General features: G+C 70.1%; 21 protein-coding genes. 9 read left to right on the forward strand and 12 right to left on the reverse strand.

All coding sequences use genetic code 11. The features are described from left to right. Positions 1–242: 242 nt before the first annotated feature. From AC069H_RS40750 to AC069H_RS40760, 3 genes are all read right to left on the reverse strand, one after another. Positions 243–656 (reverse strand): DUF3040 domain-containing protein, encoded by a 414-nt coding sequence (locus tag AC069H_RS40750; RefSeq protein WP_125675808.1) that lies wholly within the window; start codon positions 654–656, stop codon positions 243–245. 197 nt (positions 657–853) lie between these two features. Then, positions 854–2071 carry a DNA polymerase IV gene (dinB, locus tag AC069H_RS40755; protein WP_478235927.1) on the reverse strand — a complete coding sequence of 406 codons (1218 nt, stop codon included), beginning with the start codon at positions 2069–2071 and terminating at the stop codon, positions 854–856. Between the two features lie 70 nt (positions 2072–2141). Next, complete coding sequence (locus tag AC069H_RS40760) at positions 2142–2873, reverse strand: methyltransferase domain-containing protein (protein ID WP_478227293.1); 732 nt, start codon at positions 2871–2873, stop codon at positions 2142–2144. Positions 2874–2982: 109 nt separating this feature from the next. Here AC069H_RS40760 and AC069H_RS40765 point away from each other — a divergent pair, with 109 nt between their 5' ends. The 5 genes from AC069H_RS40765 (at position 2983) to AC069H_RS40785 (ending at position 7827) form a co-directional block, all read left to right on the forward strand. Continuing rightward, positions 2983–3849: a ParA family protein gene (locus tag AC069H_RS40765; protein ID WP_340683940.1), complete on the forward strand. Its 867-nt coding sequence runs from the start codon at positions 2983–2985 to the stop codon at positions 3847–3849. A 6-nt stretch (positions 3850–3855) separates the two neighbouring features. Further along, a complete protein-coding gene (locus AC069H_RS40770) occupies positions 3856–4659 on the forward strand; it encodes a DNA-formamidopyrimidine glycosylase family protein (RefSeq protein ID WP_478235897.1) in 804 nt (267 codons plus the stop codon). 128 nt (positions 4660–4787) lie between these two features. Then, positions 4788–5837, forward strand: coding sequence for an adenosine deaminase (add, locus tag AC069H_RS40775; protein ID WP_478235898.1), 1050 nt, complete (start codon positions 4788–4790; stop codon positions 5835–5837). A gap of 356 nt (positions 5838–6193) precedes the next feature. Then, positions 6194–6754 carry a GNAT family N-acetyltransferase gene (locus AC069H_RS40780; protein ID WP_478227296.1) on the forward strand — a complete coding sequence of 187 codons (561 nt, stop codon included), beginning with the start codon at positions 6194–6196 and terminating at the stop codon, positions 6752–6754. A 23-nt stretch (positions 6755–6777) separates the two neighbouring features. Beyond that, a complete protein-coding gene (locus AC069H_RS40785; protein WP_478235899.1) occupies positions 6778–7827 on the forward strand; it encodes a quinone-dependent dihydroorotate dehydrogenase in 1050 nt (349 codons plus the stop codon). Here the strand turns inward: AC069H_RS40785 and AC069H_RS40790 are convergent. The 4 genes from AC069H_RS40790 to AC069H_RS40805 all read right to left on the reverse strand — a co-directional run bounded on the left by AC069H_RS40790 (position 7787) and on the right by AC069H_RS40805 (position 12809). Continuing rightward, positions 7787–9421 (reverse strand): amidase family protein, encoded by a 1635-nt coding sequence (locus AC069H_RS40790; protein ID WP_478235900.1) that lies wholly within the window; start codon positions 9419–9421, stop codon positions 7787–7789. The two genes, AC069H_RS40785 and AC069H_RS40790, sit on opposite strands and share 41 nt — an antisense overlap. Before the next feature lie 395 nt (positions 9422–9816). Then, positions 9817–10791, reverse strand: a complete 975-nt coding sequence (pspM, locus tag AC069H_RS40795) for a phage shock envelope stress response protein PspM (RefSeq protein WP_478235901.1) — start codon at positions 10789–10791, stop codon at positions 9817–9819. 73 nt (positions 10792–10864) lie between these two features. Beyond that, positions 10865–11707 (reverse strand): PspA/IM30 family protein, encoded by an 843-nt coding sequence (locus AC069H_RS40800; RefSeq protein ID WP_007029352.1) that lies wholly within the window; start codon positions 11705–11707, stop codon positions 10865–10867. 220 nt (positions 11708–11927) lie between these two features. Beyond that, positions 11928–12809: an RNA polymerase sigma-70 factor gene (locus AC069H_RS40805; protein ID WP_478235902.1), complete on the reverse strand. Its 882-nt coding sequence runs from the start codon at positions 12807–12809 to the stop codon at positions 11928–11930. A gap of 170 nt (positions 12810–12979) precedes the next feature. Here AC069H_RS40805 and AC069H_RS40810 point away from each other — a divergent pair, with 170 nt between their 5' ends. Then, the gene (locus tag AC069H_RS40810) at positions 12980–13465 is read left to right on the forward strand and encodes a carboxymuconolactone decarboxylase family protein (RefSeq protein ID WP_478227301.1); all 486 of its coding nucleotides are present in this window, start codon (positions 12980–12982) and stop codon (positions 13463–13465) included. A 51-nt stretch (positions 13466–13516) separates the two neighbouring features. Here AC069H_RS40810 and AC069H_RS40815 read toward each other — a convergent pair whose 3' ends face one another. From AC069H_RS40815 to rimO, 4 genes are all read right to left on the reverse strand, one after another. Then, positions 13517–13963 carry a helix-turn-helix domain-containing protein gene (locus AC069H_RS40815; RefSeq protein WP_199745438.1) on the reverse strand — a complete coding sequence of 149 codons (447 nt, stop codon included), beginning with the start codon at positions 13961–13963 and terminating at the stop codon, positions 13517–13519. A gap of 101 nt (positions 13964–14064) precedes the next feature. After that, a complete protein-coding gene (locus tag AC069H_RS40820) occupies positions 14065–14526 on the reverse strand; it encodes a CinA family protein (RefSeq protein WP_478235903.1) in 462 nt (153 codons plus the stop codon). Beyond that, entirely contained in the window at positions 14523–15164 is a 642-nt protein-coding gene (gene pgsA, locus AC069H_RS40825) for a CDP-diacylglycerol--glycerol-3-phosphate 3-phosphatidyltransferase (protein WP_340683951.1), read from the reverse strand. The genes AC069H_RS40820 and pgsA overlap by 4 nt, the downstream gene beginning before the upstream one ends. After that, on the reverse strand, positions 15161–16609 hold the full coding sequence (gene rimO, locus AC069H_RS40830; RefSeq protein WP_478235904.1) for a 30S ribosomal protein S12 methylthiotransferase RimO: 1449 nt from the start codon (positions 16607–16609) through the stop codon (positions 15161–15163). The genes pgsA and rimO overlap by 4 nt, the downstream gene beginning before the upstream one ends. Before the next feature lie 88 nt (positions 16610–16697). Between rimO and AC069H_RS40835 the strand changes: the two genes are divergently transcribed. Further along, a complete protein-coding gene (locus AC069H_RS40835; protein ID WP_340683953.1) occupies positions 16698–17225 on the forward strand; it encodes an amino-acid N-acetyltransferase in 528 nt (175 codons plus the stop codon). A 99-nt stretch (positions 17226–17324) separates the two neighbouring features. Here AC069H_RS40835 and AC069H_RS40840 read toward each other — a convergent pair whose 3' ends face one another. After that, entirely contained in the window at positions 17325–17858 is a 534-nt protein-coding gene (locus tag AC069H_RS40840; protein ID WP_478235905.1) for a CGNR zinc finger domain-containing protein, read from the reverse strand. Between the two features lie 58 nt (positions 17859–17916). Between AC069H_RS40840 and AC069H_RS40845 the strand changes: the two genes are divergently transcribed. Together AC069H_RS40845 and AC069H_RS40850 are read left to right on the forward strand one after the other, a co-directional pair. Then, complete coding sequence (locus AC069H_RS40845; protein ID WP_478227305.1) at positions 17917–18762, forward strand: alpha/beta fold hydrolase; 846 nt, start codon at positions 17917–17919, stop codon at positions 18760–18762. Positions 18763–18772: 10 nt separating this feature from the next. Next, the gene (locus AC069H_RS40850) at positions 18773–19417 is read left to right on the forward strand and encodes a nitroreductase family protein (RefSeq protein ID WP_478227306.1); all 645 of its coding nucleotides are present in this window, start codon (positions 18773–18775) and stop codon (positions 19415–19417) included. Positions 19418–19422 lie beyond the last annotated feature (5 nt).

Raw genomic sequence — 19422 nt, forward strand, 5'->3', positions numbered from 1 at the left:
TTTTCCTGTGCGTGGGGGGGGGGGGGGGGGGGCTCCGGGAGGGGGGGGCTCTGGGGGAAGGGGTGGGCCGGGGTGGTCGGGGGTGGCGTTTCGGGTTCTAACCCGAAACGCCACTCACGACCACCCCGACCCACGCGGTACCGGCGCCCCCGAACCTTCCGGTGGGGCCAGCGCACTGGGGCATGACAACGCGAACATGCCGACAAGGCATCGCCCTGCCGGCATGTTCGCGTGTGTGGGAGCTATTGCTCCTCGAAGCGCTGGCGGAAGCGCTCTTCCATGCGCTGGGTGAACGAGCTCCGGCGCGGGGACGCCTTGCCGCCACCTCCGCCGGCCCCCGGGCCACCGCTGTCCTTGCCGCCTTCCGTTTCGGCTCCTTGCCGAATCGATGTGACGGCCATCATGACTCCGAAGAACATCACGAGGAACCCGAGCACGCTGATCACGGGGATCTCGGCGACCCGGATGTTGACCACCACGCCGAGCACCAACAGTGCGACGCCCACTACGAACAGGGCGATGCCCTGCAAACGCCGTCGGCGGGCGGGGCGGCGCAACCGGGTGCCTCGCACCGTGGATGCGAACTTGGGGTCCTCGGCATAGAGCTCGCGCTCGATCTGATCGAGCAGCCGCTGCTCATGCTCGGAGAGTGGCATCTTTCCTCCTCCGGCACAGCTGTCGCGGGCGCCGGGCCGCGCAACGTCATGGACCCAACAGACAACCCCAGGCGGGGTGTCTCTGTCCAGGATACGAGCCCCGCGCTCGTCCGACTACCCGATCCCGTATCCAGAAGGGATCGAATTGGCCGAAACCACCCGGCTCGCCCCTCTCGGAGGCGGCGGAGCAGGCGATGTCACTGGTCACGGGGGGTCAGCAGTGACGCGGGCCGCACCGCGGCGGCGCCGAACTTCGACCTCGCGACGTCGGCGGCGACTTCCGCATCCCGCCAACGGGGTTCGGGTGACTCGAAAAGCAGCTGCTCTCCATCACTCTCCGTGTCCAACCCTTCGACTCTTACCCCGATCAGGCGGACTGCGCCCGTCGGCGCGTGCTCGGTGAGGAGTTCGACGGCGGTGCGGTGGATGTCGCGGGCCACATCCACTCCGACGGCGGTTGTCCTGGCCCGGGTGATCGTCTTGAAGTCCGCGAACCGGACCTTGATCGACACCGTCCGCCCGCGCAGCCCCCGGCGGCGCAGGGTGGCGGCGACGCGTTCCGACAGCCGGAGGAGTTCCAGCCCGAGCGCCGCGCGGTCGTGGAGATCCACGTCGAAGGTCACTTCGGCACCGATCGACTTGTCCGGCGACTCCGGGACCACCTCGCGCTCGTCGTGCCCGTTCGCGAGCGCGTACAGATGCTCCCCCAGCGCCCGCCCGAGCGACCGCCTCAGCCTGGACAGCGGAGCGGCTGCGACGTCGGCGATGGTGTCGAGCCCCTGCTGCCGCAGCTGCTCCTCGGTGCGCTTGCCGACGCCCCACAGCGCCGACACGGGCAGCGGGCGCAGGAACGCGAGCGTCTCGGCCGACGGCACGACGACCATGCCGTCCGGTTTCGCCATCCCGGACGCCAGCTTGGCGACGAACTTGACCTTCGCGACGCCGACCGAGCAACTGATGCCGAAGTCGGCGGCCACCCGCTCCCGGATCCAGGCGCCGAGCCGCGCGGGCGAGGAGTCCAGCCGCTTGAGCGCCCCGCTGACGTCCAGGAACGCCTCGTCCAGACTCAACGGCTCCACCAGCGGCGTCAGCTCGCGGAAGACCTCCATGACGCCCTTGGACACCTCGCCGTAGAGCCCCGGCGTCGGCGTGATGCAGATCAGCTGCGGGCAGAGCCGCTTGGCCGTCGAGAACGGCATGGCCGACCGGACGCCGAACTCGCGTGCCGCGTAGCTCGCCGCCGCGACGACGGACCTCGGCCCCCCACCGGACACGACCACCGGCTTGCCCGCCAGCTCCGGGCGCGTGCGCAGCTCGCAGGACACGAAGAAGGCGTCCATGTCGACGTGCAGCAGGCCGCAGCCGGTGTCGTCGGGCCAGGTGGTGGCCCCGGTCGTCACGCGGTAGCGGGCCATCCCGCCGGGCAGTTCAGCGTTTCGTCCCACGGGCAGAAACTAGCCCGGACCACCGACAGTCTCGTGAGGGTCAGGGACGGTGGGCCAGGACGTGCAGCCTGCTGGCGATGTCCCGCAGCGGCGGAACAGACGCCGCCGCCAGCTCGAACTCCGCCAGATCCTCTTCCCGCACCCCACCGGGCACGAAGTCCGCCACGACACCGTCGCCCTGCAACGAGGTCACCTCGAGCCCCACCGCGATCAGCTGCGCGCGAAGGGCCTCCGCGTCGAAGCGCCGCAGCACGGTCTCCCGGCCGCCACCGAGGACGCCGCTGCCGGACGCGAGGAGTTCCCGCGCCTCACCGAGCCGTCCGGCCAGCGCGCGCTGCAGGATCGCGGCGTGCCGGTTCGCCACCAGCACCGAGACCGCCCCGCCGGGTTTGACCGCGGCGGCCAGCGCGGCGAGCACGAGCGCCGGGTCGTCGACGACTTCGAGCAGCCCGTGCGCGAGCACGAGGTCGGCCGAGCCCGCCGCGACGTGGGCGCCGAGCGCGTCGGAGTCGTCGGCGATCACCGTGATGCTGCCGGAGACGCCCTCTTCCTCGGCGCGGCGGCGCAGGGTCGCCAGCGCGTTGGGGTTCGGCTCGACCACGGTCACCAGGCAGCCCGCCGAGGCCAGCGGCACCGCCCAGCCGCCGCTGCCGCCGCCGACGTCGACGACGTGCGGCTGTTGTGCGCCTCGCGCCCGTGCGGCCCGGAGTTCTGCTTCGAGAACCCGGCGAACCGCCCCCGATCCCCGCGTGGCCACGGTGTCCGTCTTCATAAACGCACAGGGTAATGCCCGCCTTCCGGGCGCCGCCGGGTGTAGTCCGATGCGGTGTTCGACACCTTGCCAAGGAGCCACCCCGCCGGCTGCCCGTAGGCTGTATCGAGTGCACACGGTCGCTGTTCTCAGCCTGAAGGGTGGCGTCGGTAAAACGACGGTCGCCCTCGGTGTCGCGTCCGCCGCGCTGCGTAGGGGCGCCCGGACTCTCGTGGCCGACCTCGACCCGCAAGGCAACGCCACCACCTCGCTGGACCCGCCCTTCACCGATCGCACGCTGGCCGATGTCCTGGAGACGCCGGTGCGCTCGGTGCTCGAACGCGCGATCGCGCCCAGCGTGTGGAGCGACCAGATCGACGTTCTCGTCGGCGCCGAAGAGCTGGAGATGCTCAACGAACCGGACGCCGACAGCCGCCGCTTGGAGAACCTCTCCCGCGCGCTCGACGAGCTGCACACGAACCCGCTGCGCGAGGAACCCTACGAGCTGGTGATCCTCGACTGCCCGCCGTCACTCGGCAGGCTGACCCGCTCCGCGCTGGTGGCCGCGGACAGCGCCCTGATCGTCACCGAGCCGACGATGTACGCCGTCTCCGGCGCGCGCCGCGCGCTCGACGCGATCGAGAAGATCCGCGAAGAGCAGAACCCGGGGCTGCGGCCGATCGGCGTCGTGGTCAACAAGCTCCGCGTGCGCTCCTACGAGCACCAGTTCCGCGTGGCCGAGCTGCGGGAGAACTTCGGCCCGCTGGTGATGCCGACGGCCATCCCGGACCGGCTCGCGGTACAGCAGGCGCAGGGCGCGTGCAGCCCGATCCACGAGTGGCACTCCCCCGGCGCGCAGGAGATCGCCCTCACCTTCAACATGGTGCTCGCGAAGGTCCTGCGTTCGAGCCGGGCCGGACGGCATCGCGTCCGCGGCGACGAAGAGCCCGAGACCACCGAAGCCCCCGCCAAGCTGAGCGACACCGGCACGGGCTGACGTCCGATGCCCGAAGGCGACACCGTCTTCCTCGCCGGCAAGGTCCTCGACAAGGCGCTCGCCGGGAAGACCCTGCTGCGAGGCGAGTTCAGGGTCCCCCGGCTGGCCACGACGGATCTCGCCGGACGTGACGTGCTCGGTGTCGGCACGGTCGGCAAGCATCTGCTGACGCGGTTCTCCGGCGACCTCACCCTCCACAGCCACCTGCGCATGGACGGCAAGTGGGACGTCTACCGGGCCGGCGCGCGCTGGCGCAATCCGGCCCATCAGGCGCGGGTCATCCTCGCCACCGAGGATCTGCAGGCGATCGGCTTCCGCGTGCACGACCTCGAACTCGTGCCCACGGACGAAGAAGACCGCCTGGTCGGGCACCTCGGCCCGGATCTGCTCGATCCACGGTGGACGGACGAACTCGCGCAGCGGGCGGCGGCCGCGCTGGGCGCGGACCCGGATCGCGAACTCGGCGACGCCCTGCTGGATCAGCGGATCATGGCGGGGATCGGGAACATGTACAAGGTCGAGATGTGCTTCCTGCTCGGCGTCACACCATGGACACCGGTGTCCGAAGTGGACACCGCGAAGGCCGTCGCGCTCGGACGCAAGCTGCTGAAGACCAACGCCTGGCGCACGTCGCAGACCACCACCGGCGATCTGCGCCGCGGCCGTGAACACTGGGTCTACGAACGGACCAAACAGGGCTGCTTCCGCTGCGGCGGCAGGCTCGAGGTCGCTCCCCAGGGTGCCGGACACCAGGCGAGGCCGACCTGGTTCTGCCCGAAATGCCAGTCCGGACCCGCTCCGAGCGGCTAAACTGGCCTGGTGACGCTGTTCAAGCTCCCGCTCTACGGGGCCGACACCGAACGCGGCGACCTCGCTCCCTGAGCCACCCGCTCCCTCCGCACGTCACCCTTCACTTCTTCATCCCAGGGAGCTTTGTCATGCCCGGAATCCTCACGGGCACGGCGCTGCGCGCGTTCGTGCACGCCCTGCCCAAGGTCGAACTCCACGTCCACCTCGTCGGTTCGGCGAGCCTGCCCACGGTGCTGGAACTGGCCCGCCGCCGCCCGTCCGCGGGTGTGCCGACGGAGCCGTCGGAGCTCGCCGAGTTCTTCACCTTCCGCGATTTCCCGCATTTCCTCCGCAACTACCTGGCGGTGACGTCGCTGGTACGCGACGCCCGCGACATCCACACCCTCGTCACCGGGCTGGCGGCGGATCTGGCCGCGCAGAACGCGCGCTACGCGGAAGTGACCGTGACGCCGTACAACCACGTCCTCGACGGGATGCCGTCGGACGATCTCCTCACCGGTCTCGCGACCGGGCGGGCGGCGGCACGGGCGGACCACGGCGTGGAACTGGCCTGGTGCTTCGACATTCCCGGCGAGAAAGGGATCGTCGCCGGCCGGGAGACGGTGGTGTTCGCGCTCCGCGAACGTCCCGAAGGCCTGGTGTCCTTCGGGCTCGGCGGCCCGGAGGTCGGTGTCGGCCGTGCACAGTTCGCCCCCTTCTTCACCGCGGCCAGGGAGGCTGGGCTGCACAGCGTCCCGCACGCGGGCGAGACCACCGGGCCCGCCACCGTCTGGTCGGCGGTGCACGATCTCGGCGCCGAGCGGATCGGGCACGGCGTCGGCGCGCACACCGATCCGGCGTTACTGGAATACCTTGCCGTGCAACGGATCCCGTTGGAGGTCTGCCCCACGTCGAACGTGCGGACCGGGCAATGCGCGTCGATCGCGGCGCATCCCGTGCGACGGCTGCTCGATCACGGCGTGCTGGTCACGCTCAACACCGACGACCCGCCGATGTTCGGGGCCACCCTCGACGGCGAGTACGTGGCGGTGGCCGAAACCCTGCGGCTGACGGCGGCCGAAATCGCCCTGCTCGCGAAGAATGCCGTGGAAGCGGCTTTTCTGCCGTCGGCGGACAAGACGGCCCTGACGGCGGAGATCGAAGAAATCTTGTTGCAGGACCCCGAACTCCTCGCATAGTTTGGCGGTACACGAGAGAGGAGGTGGTCCAAAGTTGTATTCCAACAGGACTCGTGAGGTGGCTGTCCGCTAGCGGACCGCACGCGTAGGACTTTTGAGCAGCGATACAACGCAAGTTGGAGCCACCTTCGGCTCGTCGTCTCTGCTTCGCGTGGTGCCTGATAGCGAATACCAGGCAGTCACCGGGCCCTCGAGGTTCCCGAGCACCGGTCCGGCTCGGGCCCGGCCGCCGATTCCGGCGTCCGGGAGGCGCCTCGGGGGTACCCCTGCTTCCGGGGTGTGCCGCCCGCCGCTCCGAAGGACCGTCCGCCGCAGTTCCGCCCCCAGGAACCCAGCCGACTGGATAGCCTGACGCCATGCTGAGGCCCGATTTCCCGATCATCACCCAGCGCCTGACCCTCCGCGCCTTCACTCCGGCGGATCTCGACGAACTCAACTCCTTCCAGTCCCGCGCCGACGTCGCCCGCTACCTCTACTGGGGCCCGCGCAGCCGGGCCGAATCCGCCGCCGCGCTCGCCAAACGGGTGCACAGCGGCACCCTGTCGCAGGAAGGCCAGTTCCTCGCGGTGGCCGCGGAACTGACCGAGACCGGACAGCTGATCGGCGACCTGAACCTCGAATACCTCAGCAGCGAGCGCCGCCAGGGCGAGATCGGGTTCGTCTTCCATCCCGATCACCACGGGAAGGGGCTCGCCGCGGAGGCCGCCGTCGAGGTGCTGCGGCTCGGGTTCGAGGATCTCGGCCTGCACCGGATCATCGGCCGCTGTGACGGGCGCAACACCGCGTCCGCCGCGCTGATGGACCGTCTCGGCATGAAGAAGGAAGCGCATCTGCGGGAGAACGAGATCGTGAAGGGCGAGTGGTGTGACGAACTCGTCTTCGCGATGCTCGAAGACGAGTGGAAGGCGAGCCGCTAGAGCTCACCAGGCATGATGGGGCCGTGCTCTTCGACAAGATCGTCCGTCCCGCCCTCTACCGGGTCTCCGGCAGCGACCCCGAAACCGTGCACGAACGCACCATCGGCATGCTCGCCAGGCTGAGCCGGGTCTCCCCCGTGCTCGCCGCGCTCGGCCGCGTCTACCGGACGGACGATCCGGTCACCTTCCTCGGGCTCCGCTTCCCGAACCGGGTCGGCCTCGCCGCCGGGATGGACAAGAACGGCCGGGCCCTGCACGCCTGGCCCGCGCTCGGCTTCGGTTTCGTCGAGGTCGGCACGGTCACCCGGCATCCGCAGCCGGGCAACGACAAACCGCGGCTGTTCACCCTCGCCGAGACCGACGCGGTGATCAACCGGATGGGCTTCAACAACGAGGGAGCGGAGGCGCTCGCCGCTCGCCTCGCCGCGGGCGGGAAACCGCCAGTGCCGCTCGGCGTCAGTATCGGCAAGTCCAAGGTGACCCCGCTCGACGAGGCCGTCGAGGACTACCGGTTCTCGCTGCGGGCGCTGTACCCGTACGCCGACTACTTCGCGATCAACGTCAGTTCCCCGAACACGCCGGGCCTGCGGGCGTTGCAGGACAAGTCCGCGCTGGCCGAGCTGCTCGCCGAGCTGCGGAAGACCTCGGCCGAGCTCGCCGGTGACGCGAAGCCGACTCCGGTGCTGGTGAAGGTCGCCCCCGATCTCACCGACGAAGCGCTCGCGGAACTGCTGGAGGTCTGCCTCGAACACGGTGTCGCCGGGCTGATCGCGACCAACACGACGCTGTCGCGCGAAGGGATCGTCCCGGCGGAGGCCGCCGTCGGCGAGCAGGCGGGCGGGCTGTCCGGCCGCCCGCTCACCGCGCGCTCGGTCGAGGTGGTGCGGTTCGTGCACGACGAGACCGACGGCAAGCTGCCGATCATCGGCGTCGGCGGGATCTTCGACGCCGGCGCCGCCGCCCGGATGCTCGACGCCGGCGCCGGACTGGTCCAGCTCTACACCGGTTTCGCCCTGCACGGTCCCGGTCTGGTCAAGCGGGTCGCCCGAGGTCTCGCGGCCCGGCCGTACTGACGAACCGCAGGTAGGCACGCCAGCACTGGTACCTCGTCAGCTCCGTCGCCGTCGCCGCGGCGGCCTGGTCGCAGAGGACCGCCAGGGGCGTTTCCCCGTTCTCCAGCCGGATCCGGCCCAGGACGAACGGGGCGGGCAGCGTGGCCGCGAAGGCACCGAGCGCGGCGGGCGAGAGCCGCCAGCGTTCACCCGAGAGCATCGTGTGCTCGCCCGTGGCGCTCACCGGCACCACCCCAGGCTGGGGCGGATCGGTGGGCAGCAACAGCATCCGGTAGCCCTCGCCGGTCTGGACCAGTCCGGTGAACCGGGCCCCCGCGGCGACCAGGCTTCCGTTCAGGGGCTGCCCGCGCAGCTGCGCCCCGAACACCACGAGATCCGCGCCCGGTGCGGGATAAGGGAAATCGGCCTGTTCGTCGGTGAGCACGGCGGCGAGGTCGATGGCGATCTGGTCGTCGAACGGCCGCACCACCACGGAAACCCCGTACGGCCCCAGATCCGACGGCGAAGACGGCACCGTGACCGCGGCGAGGTCGAGCAGGTTGACGAACGCCGTGAACCGCTCCAGCCGTTTCGCGACCCCGCCCGGATCGGACAGTGCCTCGGAGACCGAGGGATGGTCCGCGACCGTCGGGAGGACGAGGGCGTCGTACTCCGACAGCATCCGGAGCGCGAGCATCCCGGCCTCGGCGACGCGCTGCCTGTCGGCGGTGAAGCCGTCGTCGTGGATCAAGCCGCCCACCGTCAGCAGTGCCGAGACCTCCACCGTCTCCACCCGGGCGCCGGACGCCCGCAGCGCCGAAACCGCGCCGAGGAAGGCGGACCGGGATTGCAGCGAAAGGCCGGTGAGCGTGTCGGAGCCCGGGATCGCCACCCGCGGCCGATCGCCCGCGGACAGCCGGACGTCCGGAGGCCAGTCGCGGGCGAGCGGGTCGATCCCGTCGGGACCGGTCATCTGTCCCAGCGCGCGCTGCCCCAAGGTGAGGCTGCGGGCGAACAGGGCGATCCCGCCGCACGGCGCGGCGCCGGTCTTCGGAACGAGGCCCAGCGTCGGCTTCAAGCCGACGATCCCGTTGAGGGACGCGGGAACCCGGCCCGCTCCGGCCGTGTCCGTGCCGACGGCCAGATCCACGAGGCCGAGCGCGACGGCGACGGCCGCGCCGCTGCTCGCGCTCCCGGAGACCCGGTCGGTGTTGAGCGCGGCGCTCACGGCGCCGTACGGGCTGTGGGTGTGCTCGAGGTCGCTGCCGAACCGGTCGCAGTTGGTCTTGCCGATCACGACCGCTCCGGCCGCGGTCAGCCGGGACACGGATGTGGCGCCGACACAGCAGACGTCCTCGCCCGCCGTGGGAAGGCCGGCGACGTCGATGACGTCGGCGACCGCCACCAGTGTCCCCGCGAGCGGCAGGTCCGCGCCCGCGCGAAGCCGTTCGTCCACGGCCTTCGCGTCAACGAGCGCGTCTTCCACCGCGCGGAGGGTGATCCAGACGTCGGGCCGGTCGACCTCGGCGATCCGGTCGTAAGCGGCTATGACGCGCTGATAGGAGCTGGGAAGAGGAGTGGGAGTCGGTTCTGGTTCCGGGGGGAGCGTCGTCACTGGGCGTCCTTTCCTCGGCGGGGACGAGAAAGACCACTGCGCGAGATCCACTGTGTCCGGTCCGCCACCCTGGAACGCCCGCTCACGCGGGCTGGGTTCAGGCCCGAGCTGGGAAGAGCACTGCGTGCATGTAAGAAACGTTAGGCATCGCGGGGCGCCGTCACCAGCGGATTCGGGTTACGCGAGCGTTTTGCTACCACACAGTGAGCGAGTCGTTACGCAATGGAGTATTAGTGACGACGAATGAGACGATGGTCCAGGAAAGCGCCTGCTCAGGCGCTACCCGATTGCGTAACTCGCGTGCTTGGAGGCGGAACTCGCGTGCTTGAAGGGCGATCTCCTGAGATCCGCCTCCAAGCACGCGAGTTCCGCCTCCGAGCACGCGAGTTACGGCTTCAGGAAAGTTCGCGCAGCGCCATGGCCAGTCCGGCGAGCTTGTCGGTCGCGTCGGACAGCTGCTCCTTGGACGACGTCATGCCGTCCGAGCTCGCGGCGACGGTGTGCCCGGCGGCCGCGACGAGACCGCCGTAGCCGTCGAGACCGTCGTCGAGCTGCTCGCGTAGTTGCTTGACGGCGGCGTCGAGGGCGCCGCGTTCCCGCTCGGGCGCGGCGTCACGTCCGCGTTCGATGGCCTGGATCCGGCCAGCCAGGCCGCGCAGCGCCTGCGCCGCCTCGGCCGCGGTCGTCCGGGCGTCGGCCACGGCGATCTCGGAGACCGGCATGGTGCCGAGCGACGTCGGCTGCGAAAGCTGGCGAAGCAGCTCCGCCAGCGAAGCCTCGCTCTCGGCGAGGCGCTCCATCGGCTCACGCGCGACGGACCGTGCCGGGGGCAGCGGCGGCGGGGTGGCGGGAGCGGCGGGCAGCACGGTGCGGTTCAGCATCCGCAGCCGCAGCCCCGACTTGACCCCGAAGGTGCCGAAGATGACGGCGAACGCGCCGCCCGCGATGGCCTGGAGGACGTCGGCTTGGCCGTCCTTCAACAGGCCGGTGCCCGCGACGACGGCGAACAGTCCACAAAGGAAGGTGAGGAGGATCCAGAACGTCAGCGCCCGCGAAGTCCGGCGCTTGCGGCGCTCCAGTTTGGCGGCGGGTTCGTTCCAGCGCGCCCATTTGGCCTTCGCGTCGGCGACGACCGGGATCTGGCCCGCGGCCATCGACGTCAGCTGCTGCGAGATCTTCGGCATGGCGGGCACCTGCGGGCGGGGCCGCGGTGGCGCCGGCTGAGCGGGCCGCGAAGAAGCCTGCTCGGAGGGCGGGATGTAGCGCTGCAGCTTCTCCTGCGCGCGCTGGGCGTAGTCGGGCAGCTTTTCGATGTGCTTCTCAAGCTTGGCGGTGAACTCCCCGAAGTCCTTGCGCCTGCCCTGGCCCATTGCCCTCTCCCCTGTCTTCAGGTGAGACCGGTCCCGCACCCGCGTGGGTGCGGGACCGGCTCTAGGTGGTGTGTCAGGCGGGGTTCTTGCCCTGTTCGGCCTGAACCCGTGCCTGGATCTCACGCTGGATGTCCGCGGAGCTCGACGCCTTCGGCGCGGCGGCGGTCTTGCCGTCGGTCACCTGAGCGACGGAGTCACCCTTCATGGACGCGCGGATCTGCTCCAGCCGCGAGTGCCCCGCGAGCTGCGTCGTGGAGGCCTGGACCTCCATCATCCGGCCCTGGACGGAGTTCTGTGCGAGTTCGGCCGAGCCCAGCGCGGTGGTGTAGCGCTTCTCGATCTTGTCGCGAACGTCTTCCAGCGACGGGGTGTTGCCCGGCGCGGCCAGCTGGCTCATCTGGTTCAGGGAAGCGGAGACCTGCTCCTGCATCTTCGCCTGCTCCAGCTGCGAGAGCAGCTTGGTGCGCTCGGCCAGCTTCTGCTGCAGCATGGTCGCGTTGCGCTCGACGGCCTTCTTCGCCTGCTCCGCAGCCTGAAGCGACTGGTCGTGCAGGGTCTTGAGGTCCTCGATGCTCTGCTCGGCGGTGACGAGCTGCGCGGCGAAGCTCTCCGCCGCGTTCTCGAACTCGGTCGCCTTCTGCTCGTCGCCCTTGGCGCGCGCCTCGTCGGCGAGCACCAGCGCCTGGCGGGTCGAAGCCTGCAGCTTCTCCACGTCGCCGAGCTGGCGGTTCAGCTTCATCTCCAGCTGACGCTGGTTACCGATCACCGAGGCGGCCTGCTGGGTCAGCGCCTGGTGGTTGCGCTGCGCCTCCTCGATGGCCTGCTGGATCTGTACCTTCGGGTCGGCGTGCTCGTCGATCTTCGACGAGAACGCCGCCATCATGTACTTCCAGAACTTCACGAACGGGTTGGCCATCTCCTCCGCCTGCCTTCTCGCATCCCACGGGCTGTTACCTCGAGGTGGGGCGTCCCCTCTGTGATGTTGCAACGTCCCGACCCCGGCGTTGAGTTCCATCGTGTCAGGTCGGCGTCCCGCGTTCCAGGCGACCCCGACGGAATTCAGGGATCCCCCTGACTGTGATGTCCACGACCTTTCGGGTTCACCGTCCGGTGACGGTGGGTGAAGACGACCCGCGTCAGCGGCGCAGCGCGGTCTCCTGGTCCATCCGTGACAACTTCTCGGGGTTCCGCACCGCGTAGAGGCCGGTGATGAGGCCGTGCTCGACACGCAGCGCGACGACGGTGTCGACCTCGTCACCGAGCCGCAGGATCAGCGCGGGATGCCCGTTGACCTGCGCGGTCCGCATCGTCGCCGCGTCGTCGCGGACCGGGCGGCTACCGGCCAGCAGCGGCGCGACCAGGGCTGCCCCGACCACGGGCTCCAGCACGGCTTGCACCACTCCGCCGCCGTCACCGAGGAAGACGACTTCCGGCGAAAGGACGTCGAGCAGTCCTTGCAGGTCACCCGTCCGGACGGCGCGGTGGAACGCGTCGACCACGTCCTTGGTCTCGCCGGGCGACGCGGCACCACGCGGTCTCCGCGCGGCGACGTGCGCCCGCGCCCGGTGGGCGATTTGGTGGACCGCGGCCGGGGTCTTGCCGACGGCTTCGGCGATCTCGCCGTAGGGCACGTCGAACACCTCGCGCAGCACGAACACCGCTCGTTCGGTCGGGGTGAGGGTCTCCAGGACCAGCAGCATGGCCATCGAGACGCTGTCGGCCAGTTCGACGTCGTCGGCCACGTCGGGGCTGGTGAGCAGGGGTTCGGGCAGCCACGGACCGACGTAGGACTCCTTGCGCCGGCCGAGCGTGCGCAGCCTGCCCAGCGCCTGTCTGGTGGTGATGCGGACCAGGTACGCCCGCGGGTTCTCCACGGTGCCGAGGTCGACTCCGGACCAGCGCAGCCACGTCTCCTGGAGGACGTCTTCGGCGTCGGCGGCCGAGCCGAGCATCTCGTAGGCGACGGTGAACAGCAGGTTCCGGTGGGCGACGAACGCCTCCGTGGCGGTGTCGGACATGGACGGCTCCTGTGCTCGGCGACGGTGTCCCCACCAGACGCCACGTCCCCTCGATTTCTGACACGTCGATGCCGTGGCGCAGGTCACGCTCCGATGCTGTCAGCGGGGCCGGGCCGCCGGCATCCGGTGGTCGTCCGGTTCAGCACACGACCACGAAAGAGGACGAGACCATGGATTCCCGTTTCGATCTGAACAGCAACGAGCTCGGCGCGAAGCTCGGCAAGCGCTTCGCGAACGTCAGTGTGGCCATCAAGGGGTCGACCCTGCCGACGGTGACTCAGGAGCTGATGTCGCTGCGAGCCAGCCAGCTCAACGGCTGCGGCTTCTGCGTCGACGCGCACGCCAAGGACCTGGCGGCCGCCGGCGAACCCGCGGTCCGCGTCAACCTGGTCGCCGCCTGGCGCGAGTCGACGGTGTTCACCGAGGCAGAGCAGGCCGCGCTGGCCCTCGCCGAGGAAGGCAGCCGGATCGCCGACGCGCACCAGGGTGTTTCCGACGAGACCTGGGACCGGGTGCGGAAGCACTACGACGACGACCAGATCGCCGCGCTGGTCTACCTGGTCGCGATGATCAACGCCGCCAACCGGCTGCTCGTCATCACGCAGACCAAGGGCGGCTCCTACCAGCCGGGCACGTTCGACAACGCCGCGAACTGACAGGAAAGGCCCCAGGCGGACTGCCTGGGGCCTTTCCCGTTCACAGCCTTGCTAGGCGGCGACCATCTTCGGTGCGGAGATCGTCGTCCGCAGTGCGGGACTCATCCGCGGCGGCGGCGAGATCCGCAGGTCGGCCAGGTCGTTGCCGATCAGCTCGGACACCAGACGGCCGCCTTCGAGGCCCGCTTCGGCGCCTTCCCGCTCCGGAGCGCGCCGCTTGCCCGCTTCGACCTTCTCGTCCACCGGGGCGACCTCGACGTTGTCCATCGCCGAGACGTCCGCCGCGACCTTGTGCAGGAGTTCGCCCAGCGGAAGGTCCAGGGCCTCGCAAATGGACGCCAGCAGCTCGCTGGACGCCTCCTTCTGCCCGCGCTCGACCTCGGAAAGGTAGCCGAGGCTCACCCTGGCGGCGCGGGAGATGTCCCGCAGCGTTCGACGCTGGTTCGTGCGGGCGTGTCGGAGCCGGTCGCCGATCGCCTCGCGCAACAGCACGGTCATCACGCGCCTCCCTTCCAGGACTGACTACCCCCTACGTTACCCAGAGCGGTGCCCCGGGCGCAGGTGTTGACACGGCAATACGCCAAGGGCGAACGCGGCGATCATGCGAGATGTTCCCCCAGCAGGGCGAACGCGCCCGAGACCGCACCCGCCCTGACCGAGGCTCGATCACCGCTCAAGTCCAGTGTGCGGACGGTGAGCACCCCCGGGCCCGCGAGACCGACGTGGACGGTGCCCGGCGCGACGCCGTCCTGCCCGTCCGGACCCGCGACGCCGGTCAGGCCGAGTCCCCACGTGGCGCCGCACCGGTCTCTCGCGCCGACGGCCAACTGCGCCGCGACCTCGGGATGAACGGCGCCATGCGCGGTGAGGAGGCCTTCGTCGACCCCGGCCAGCGTCGCCTTGAGGTCGGTGGCGTAGACCACCAGTCCACCCCGGACGACGGCGCTCGAACCGGGGACCTCGGTCAGCGTCGCGCAGACGAGTCCGGCGGTCAGCGACTCGGCCGTCGCCACCGTCTCCCCCCGCTCGATCAGGTGAGTGATCAAGGTCTCAGCTTTCATGCGCCCGCGGCACGCCTCCCGGCGGCGCGCAGCCGCACCGCGCGCACGACGTAGTCGAGCCCGGTCACGACGGTCAGCACGAGCGCGAGCCCCATCAGCACCCAGCGCACCGGCTCGGCGGACGCGGGCAGGGGCAGCAGGTACGCGGTGATGGCCGCGATCTGGGCGAGCGTCTTGGCCTTGCCGCCCCGGCTGGCCGGGATGACGCCGTGCCGGATCACCCAGAACCGCAGCAGCGTCACGCCGATCTCGCGGATCGCGATGACGATGGTGACCCACCAGCCCAGTTCGCCGAGCACGCTCAGCCCGATCAGCGCGGCGCCGATCAGCGCCTTGTCCGCGATCGGGTCGGCGATCTTGCCGAAATCGGTGATCAGCCCGTACTTGCGCGCGACCCAGCCGTCGACCTGGTCGGTGAACGACGCGATCGCGAACAGCGCGGTGGCGATCGCGCGCCAGAACGTGTCCTCCCCGTCACCGGCGAACAGCGCCAGTACGAACAGCGGCACCAGCACCAGCCGCGACATCGTCAGCAGGTTCGCCAGGTTCAGTGTCGGGACCGGGGTGGCCTCGGGAACCCGGGCGTGCTCACCGCCCGTCCCCTCACCGGCCCCGGCGTCGCTCGGGGCGGCATTCACCGGTCGGCCTCGAGCGGCGCGGGCCGCACGATCAGGTCGACACCCTCGGAGTCGACGACCTCGCAGCGCACGAAGTCACCCACCGCCAGCGGCGGCAGGTCTTCGGTCTCGATCAGGACACATTCGCCGTCGACCTCGGGGGCCTGGTGCGCGGCGCGGCCGATCGGGTCCTCACCGTCCTCGGCCTGCTCGATCAGGACGTCGACGAAGTCGCCGATCCGGTCCTCGGCCCGCTGCGAGGTCAGCTCCTCGACCAGCGCGGAGATGCGCGCGACCCGCTCGGCCACCACGGACTCGTCGAGTTTGCCGTCGAAGGTCTCGGCCTCGGTGCCGTCTTCGTCCGAGTACCCGAAGACACCCACCGCGTCCAGCCGCGCGCCGGTCAGGAAGCGCTCCAGCTCGGCGAGGTCCTCTTCGGTCTCGCCGGGGAAGCCGACGATGACGTTGGTGCGGATGCCGGCGTCGGGCGAGTGCTCCCGGATCTGGTCGCACAGCGCGAGGAAGGAGTCCGTGGAGCCGAAGCGGCGCATGCGGCGCAGCACGGTCTCGCTTGAGTGCTGGAAGGACAGGTCGAAGTAGTCGGCGACGCCGGGCGTGGTCGCGATGGCCTTGACCAGGCCGGGCCGGGTCTCGGCGGGCTGCAGGTACGAGACGCGGACGCGCTCGATCCCGGGCACCGCGGCCAGGCGCGGCACCAGCAGCTCCAGCGCGCGGGCGCCGTCACGGCCGAAGTCCTTGCCGTAGGAGGTGGAGTTCTCCGAGACGAGGAAGACCTCCTTGACGCCGTTCTCCGCGAGCCACATCGCCTCGGCGACGATCTCGTCCGGCTGCCGGGACACGAAGGACCCGCGGAACGACGGGATCGCGCAGAACGAGCAACGCCGGTCACAGCCGGACGCGATCTTCAGCGCGGCCACCGGGGAGGTGTCGAGCCTGGTCCGCAGCACCCGCGGGCCCCAGCCGTGCTGCGCGTGCCCCGGCACCTCGACCGACTCGGCGGCCGTCGGGCGCTGGACCGGGCTGATCGGCAGGAGCTTGCGGCGGTCGGACGGGGTGTGGGACTCGACCTTGCGGCCGGCCACGACGTCGTCGAGACGCTCCGCGAGGTCGGCGTAGTGGTCGAAACCCAGGACCGCGTCGGCCTCGGGCAGGCTCTCGGCCAGCTCGTTGCCGTAGCGCTCGGCCATGCAGCCGACGGCGACGACCTTCTTGCCCGTGTCGGACGCCGCGAGCAGCGTGTCGACCGAGTCCTTCTTGGCGGACTCGACGAAGCCGCAGGTGTTGACGACCACGACGTCGGAGTCCTCGGGCTCGGCGGCGAGCTCCCAGCCGCCCGCCGCCAGCCGTCCGGCGAGTTCCTCGGAATCGACCTCGTTGCGGGCGCAACCGAGGGTCAACAAGGAAACGCGACGGGTGGCGACAGGATCAGTGGTGGGAGAAGGCACGTGCCTTAGGGTAGCTGGCCTGCTCGCGGGGTCGGCGATCGCTCGCTCGGGCGAGCCCTCGACCGGCCCGAACGCCGGGGATGGCTTAATGGTGGGCGTGCCCTCAGACCCCCTCCTCCACCGCCGCCCCACCGTTCGCCGGGCGCGGATCGCGGACGTCCGCAAGATCAAGGCGCTGGTCGATTCCGACGCCGGGACGGTGCTGCTGGAGAAGGAACTCGTCACCCTCTACGAGAGCGTCCAGGAGTTCTGGGTGGTCGAAGACGGTGACGACGTGCTCGGCTGCGGCGCGCTGCACGTGCTGTGGGAGGACATCGCCGAACTGCGCACCATCGCGGTCGACAAGGACTCCCGGGGTCGCGGCATCGGGCACGCGCTCGTGGCACAGCTGATCGACTTCGCCCGCGAGATCGGGCTGAAGCGGCTGTTCGTGCTGACCTTCGAAACCCACTTCTTCGCCGGTCACGGGTTCGTCGAGATCGACGGCACCCCGGTGACCCAGGAGGTCTACGAGGAGATGCGGCGCTCGGCAGACCCGGGCGTCGCGGAGTTCCTCGACCTGCCGTACGTCAAGCCCAACACCTTGGGCAACAGCCGGATGCTGCTGGAGCTTTAGCTTCTGGGTGCCCCAGCCACCGCCCCCAATGTGGCGTTGGAGACGCTCAGCGACCCTGATGCCACATTGGGGACACCGAACACGCGGCGAGCGACGCCTTTAGCTTTTCTTCGCGTGCCGGGCCACCCGGACCCGGTTGCCGCACAGCGACGGCGTGCACCAGACCCGCCTGCTGTTGGCCGCCACGAACAGCATCGAGCAATCGTGCGCGCCGCATCGCCGCAGCTGAGCGGCACGCGGCCCGGACACGAGGTCGATCGCCGCGACCGCGACCGCGGCGAGCGCGATCTCGCCGCCGTCCTCGCCGTGCCAGGACCTCTTTGCTCCCTCGGCGGTCAGCCGCGGGCTGGTGGGCACGGCGGCCGCGGCGGCGTTGACCCGCTCGACCGCCCACGCTTCGGGCTCCCGCGCGGCGACGACCGCCTCGAGTACCTCACGCACCGCTGAACGCAGCCGCCTCGTCCGCTCGGCGGACGGCGGCCGGGCGCCTTCGGGCAGCAGTGGCGCCTGTGTCGCCCAGAACTTCGCGTGACCGTCGTCGAGCAGGTCGACCGACGGTGAGACGGCCAGCATCACGGTGTCGGCGAGGTTCACCGCGAGATCGTCACCGGGCAGCGAGTCGAGATCGAGCATGCCTTGACACTATCAGGTACTAATGGTTCAAGACAGTTTCAACCATTAGGGAGTGTTCATGGCGACCATCCGGCACCGTTCCGTCGAACTCGGCGACGTCGAGGTCTTCTATCGCGAAGCAGGCGACCCCGAAGCTCCCGTGTTGCTCCTGCTGCACGGCTTCCCGACGTCTTCGCACCAGTTCGTGCGGCTGATGCGGCGTCTCGCCGGCCGGTGGCGGCTCATCGCGCCGGACCTGCCCGGATTCGGGCAGACCGTCACGCCCGAGGGCTTCACGTTCACCTTCGACCGGCTCGCGGAAGTGGTCGGCGAGTTCGTGGACGCGCTGGAACTGCGCCGCTACGCGCTCTACGTCTTCGATTTCGGTGCCCCGACGGGCCTGCGGCTGGCCGTCTCGCGCCCGTCCCAGGTGACGGCGCTCATCACGCAGAACGGCAACGCCTACGTCGAAGGGCTCGGCCCGGCGATGCCGGACTTCCCTTCCCTGACTGACGAAACCGAGGCACGGCGCGGGTTCGAAGAGATCCTCGAACCGGCGCAGATCCGGTACCAGTACACCGGCGCCCGCGATCCGGAGACCATCGATCCCGCGAACCACCTGCTGGACCAGTACTTCCTCGGCCTTCCCGGCCGGGCGGAGGCGATGCTGGACCTGTTCTGGGACTACCGGAACAACCCGCCCGCGTACCCGCGGTTCCAGGCGTGGCTGCGCGAAGCCCAGCCGCCAGTCCTCGCCGTGTGGGGGCGCAACGACCCGTTCTTCGTCCCTGCGGGCGCCGAAGCGTTCCGGAATGATGTTCCCTCGGCGGAAGTTCACCTCTTCGACACCGGGCACTTCGCGCTGGAGGAGGACCTCGAACCGATCAGCGAGCTGATCGACCGCTTCCTCGCGGAACATCTCTGAAAGGCGGCTCATGGACACCTCGGTCACCGACCACCTCCTCAGCACGACGCGAGCGGTCCGCCGCAAGCTCGACCTGGACAGGCCGGTGGAACCCGAGGTGCTCGAAGAGTGCTTGCGGCTCGCGTTGCAGGCGCCCACGCCGGGCAACCAGCAGGCGTGGCGATGGCTCGTGGTGCGGGATCAGGGAGTGAAGGACCGGCTGTCCGAGCTGTTCCGGCGAGTCGGAAAGGCGTACCTGGAAGCGAACGCGGCCGCCCTGGGCGAAGCGATCACCGAGCCCTCGGTGGCGCGGGCGTTCGCGTCGGGGCAGCATCTGATCGACGTGATCGACCGGGTGCCCGTGTTCGTCATCCCGTGCCTGACCGGCAGGCCCAGCGGTGACAACGCGGCCGACGCCGCGTTCTACGGCGGGATCTTCCCGGCGGTGTGGAACTTCCAGCTGGCGCTGCGGTCGCGCGGCCTCGGCTCGACGCTCACGACGTACCACCTGACCCACGAGGCGGAGGCGGCCGAAATCCTCGGCATCCCCGCCGACGTCACGCAGGTCGGGCTGCTGCCGGTCGCCTACACGACGGTGCCGGACTTCAAACCCGCTTCGCGAGTACCGCTGTCGGAAGTCGCGTACCTCGACGGCTGGGGCAACGCCCTTCAGTGAGGCGG

Source organism: Amycolatopsis sp. NPDC043887 (genome assembly GCF_056435665.1).

What these genes read in the sequence shown, in the direction of transcription:
- AC069H_RS40750 (WP_125675808.1), bottom strand. Translation starts at nt 656, where the DNA reads ATGCCACTCTCCGAGCATGAGCAGCGGCTGCTCGATCAGATCGAGCGC.
- dinB (WP_478235927.1), bottom strand. Translation starts at nt 2,071, where the DNA reads ATGGCCCGCTACCGCGTGACGACCGGGGCCACCACCTGGCCCGACGAC.
- AC069H_RS40760 (WP_478227293.1), bottom strand. Translation starts at nt 2,873, where the DNA reads ATGAAGACGGACACCGTGGCCACGCGGGGATCGGGGGCGGTTCGCCGG.
- AC069H_RS40770 (WP_478235897.1), top strand. Translation starts at nt 3,856, where the DNA reads ATGCCCGAAGGCGACACCGTCTTCCTCGCCGGCAAGGTCCTCGACAAG.
- add (WP_478235898.1), top strand. Translation starts at nt 4,788, where the DNA reads ATGCCCGGAATCCTCACGGGCACGGCGCTGCGCGCGTTCGTGCACGCC.
- AC069H_RS40780 (WP_478227296.1), top strand. Translation starts at nt 6,194, where the DNA reads ATGCTGAGGCCCGATTTCCCGATCATCACCCAGCGCCTGACCCTCCGC.
- pspM (WP_478235901.1), bottom strand. Translation starts at nt 10,791, where the DNA reads ATGGGCCAGGGCAGGCGCAAGGACTTCGGGGAGTTCACCGCCAAGCTT.
- AC069H_RS40800 (WP_007029352.1), bottom strand. Translation starts at nt 11,707, where the DNA reads ATGGCCAACCCGTTCGTGAAGTTCTGGAAGTACATGATGGCGGCGTTC.
- AC069H_RS40805 (WP_478235902.1), bottom strand. Translation starts at nt 12,809, where the DNA reads ATGTCCGACACCGCCACGGAGGCGTTCGTCGCCCACCGGAACCTGCTG.
- AC069H_RS40810 (WP_478227301.1), top strand. Translation starts at nt 12,980, where the DNA reads ATGGATTCCCGTTTCGATCTGAACAGCAACGAGCTCGGCGCGAAGCTC.
- AC069H_RS40815 (WP_199745438.1), bottom strand. Translation starts at nt 13,963, where the DNA reads ATGACCGTGCTGTTGCGCGAGGCGATCGGCGACCGGCTCCGACACGCC.
- AC069H_RS40820 (WP_478235903.1), bottom strand. Translation starts at nt 14,526, where the DNA reads ATGAAAGCTGAGACCTTGATCACTCACCTGATCGAGCGGGGGGAGACG.
- AC069H_RS40835 (WP_340683953.1), top strand. Translation starts at nt 16,698, where the DNA reads ATGGTGGGCGTGCCCTCAGACCCCCTCCTCCACCGCCGCCCCACCGTT.
- AC069H_RS40840 (WP_478235905.1), bottom strand. Translation starts at nt 17,858, where the DNA reads ATGCTCGATCTCGACTCGCTGCCCGGTGACGATCTCGCGGTGAACCTC.
- AC069H_RS40845 (WP_478227305.1), top strand. Translation starts at nt 17,917, where the DNA reads ATGGCGACCATCCGGCACCGTTCCGTCGAACTCGGCGACGTCGAGGTC.
- AC069H_RS40850 (WP_478227306.1), top strand. Translation starts at nt 18,773, where the DNA reads ATGGACACCTCGGTCACCGACCACCTCCTCAGCACGACGCGAGCGGTC.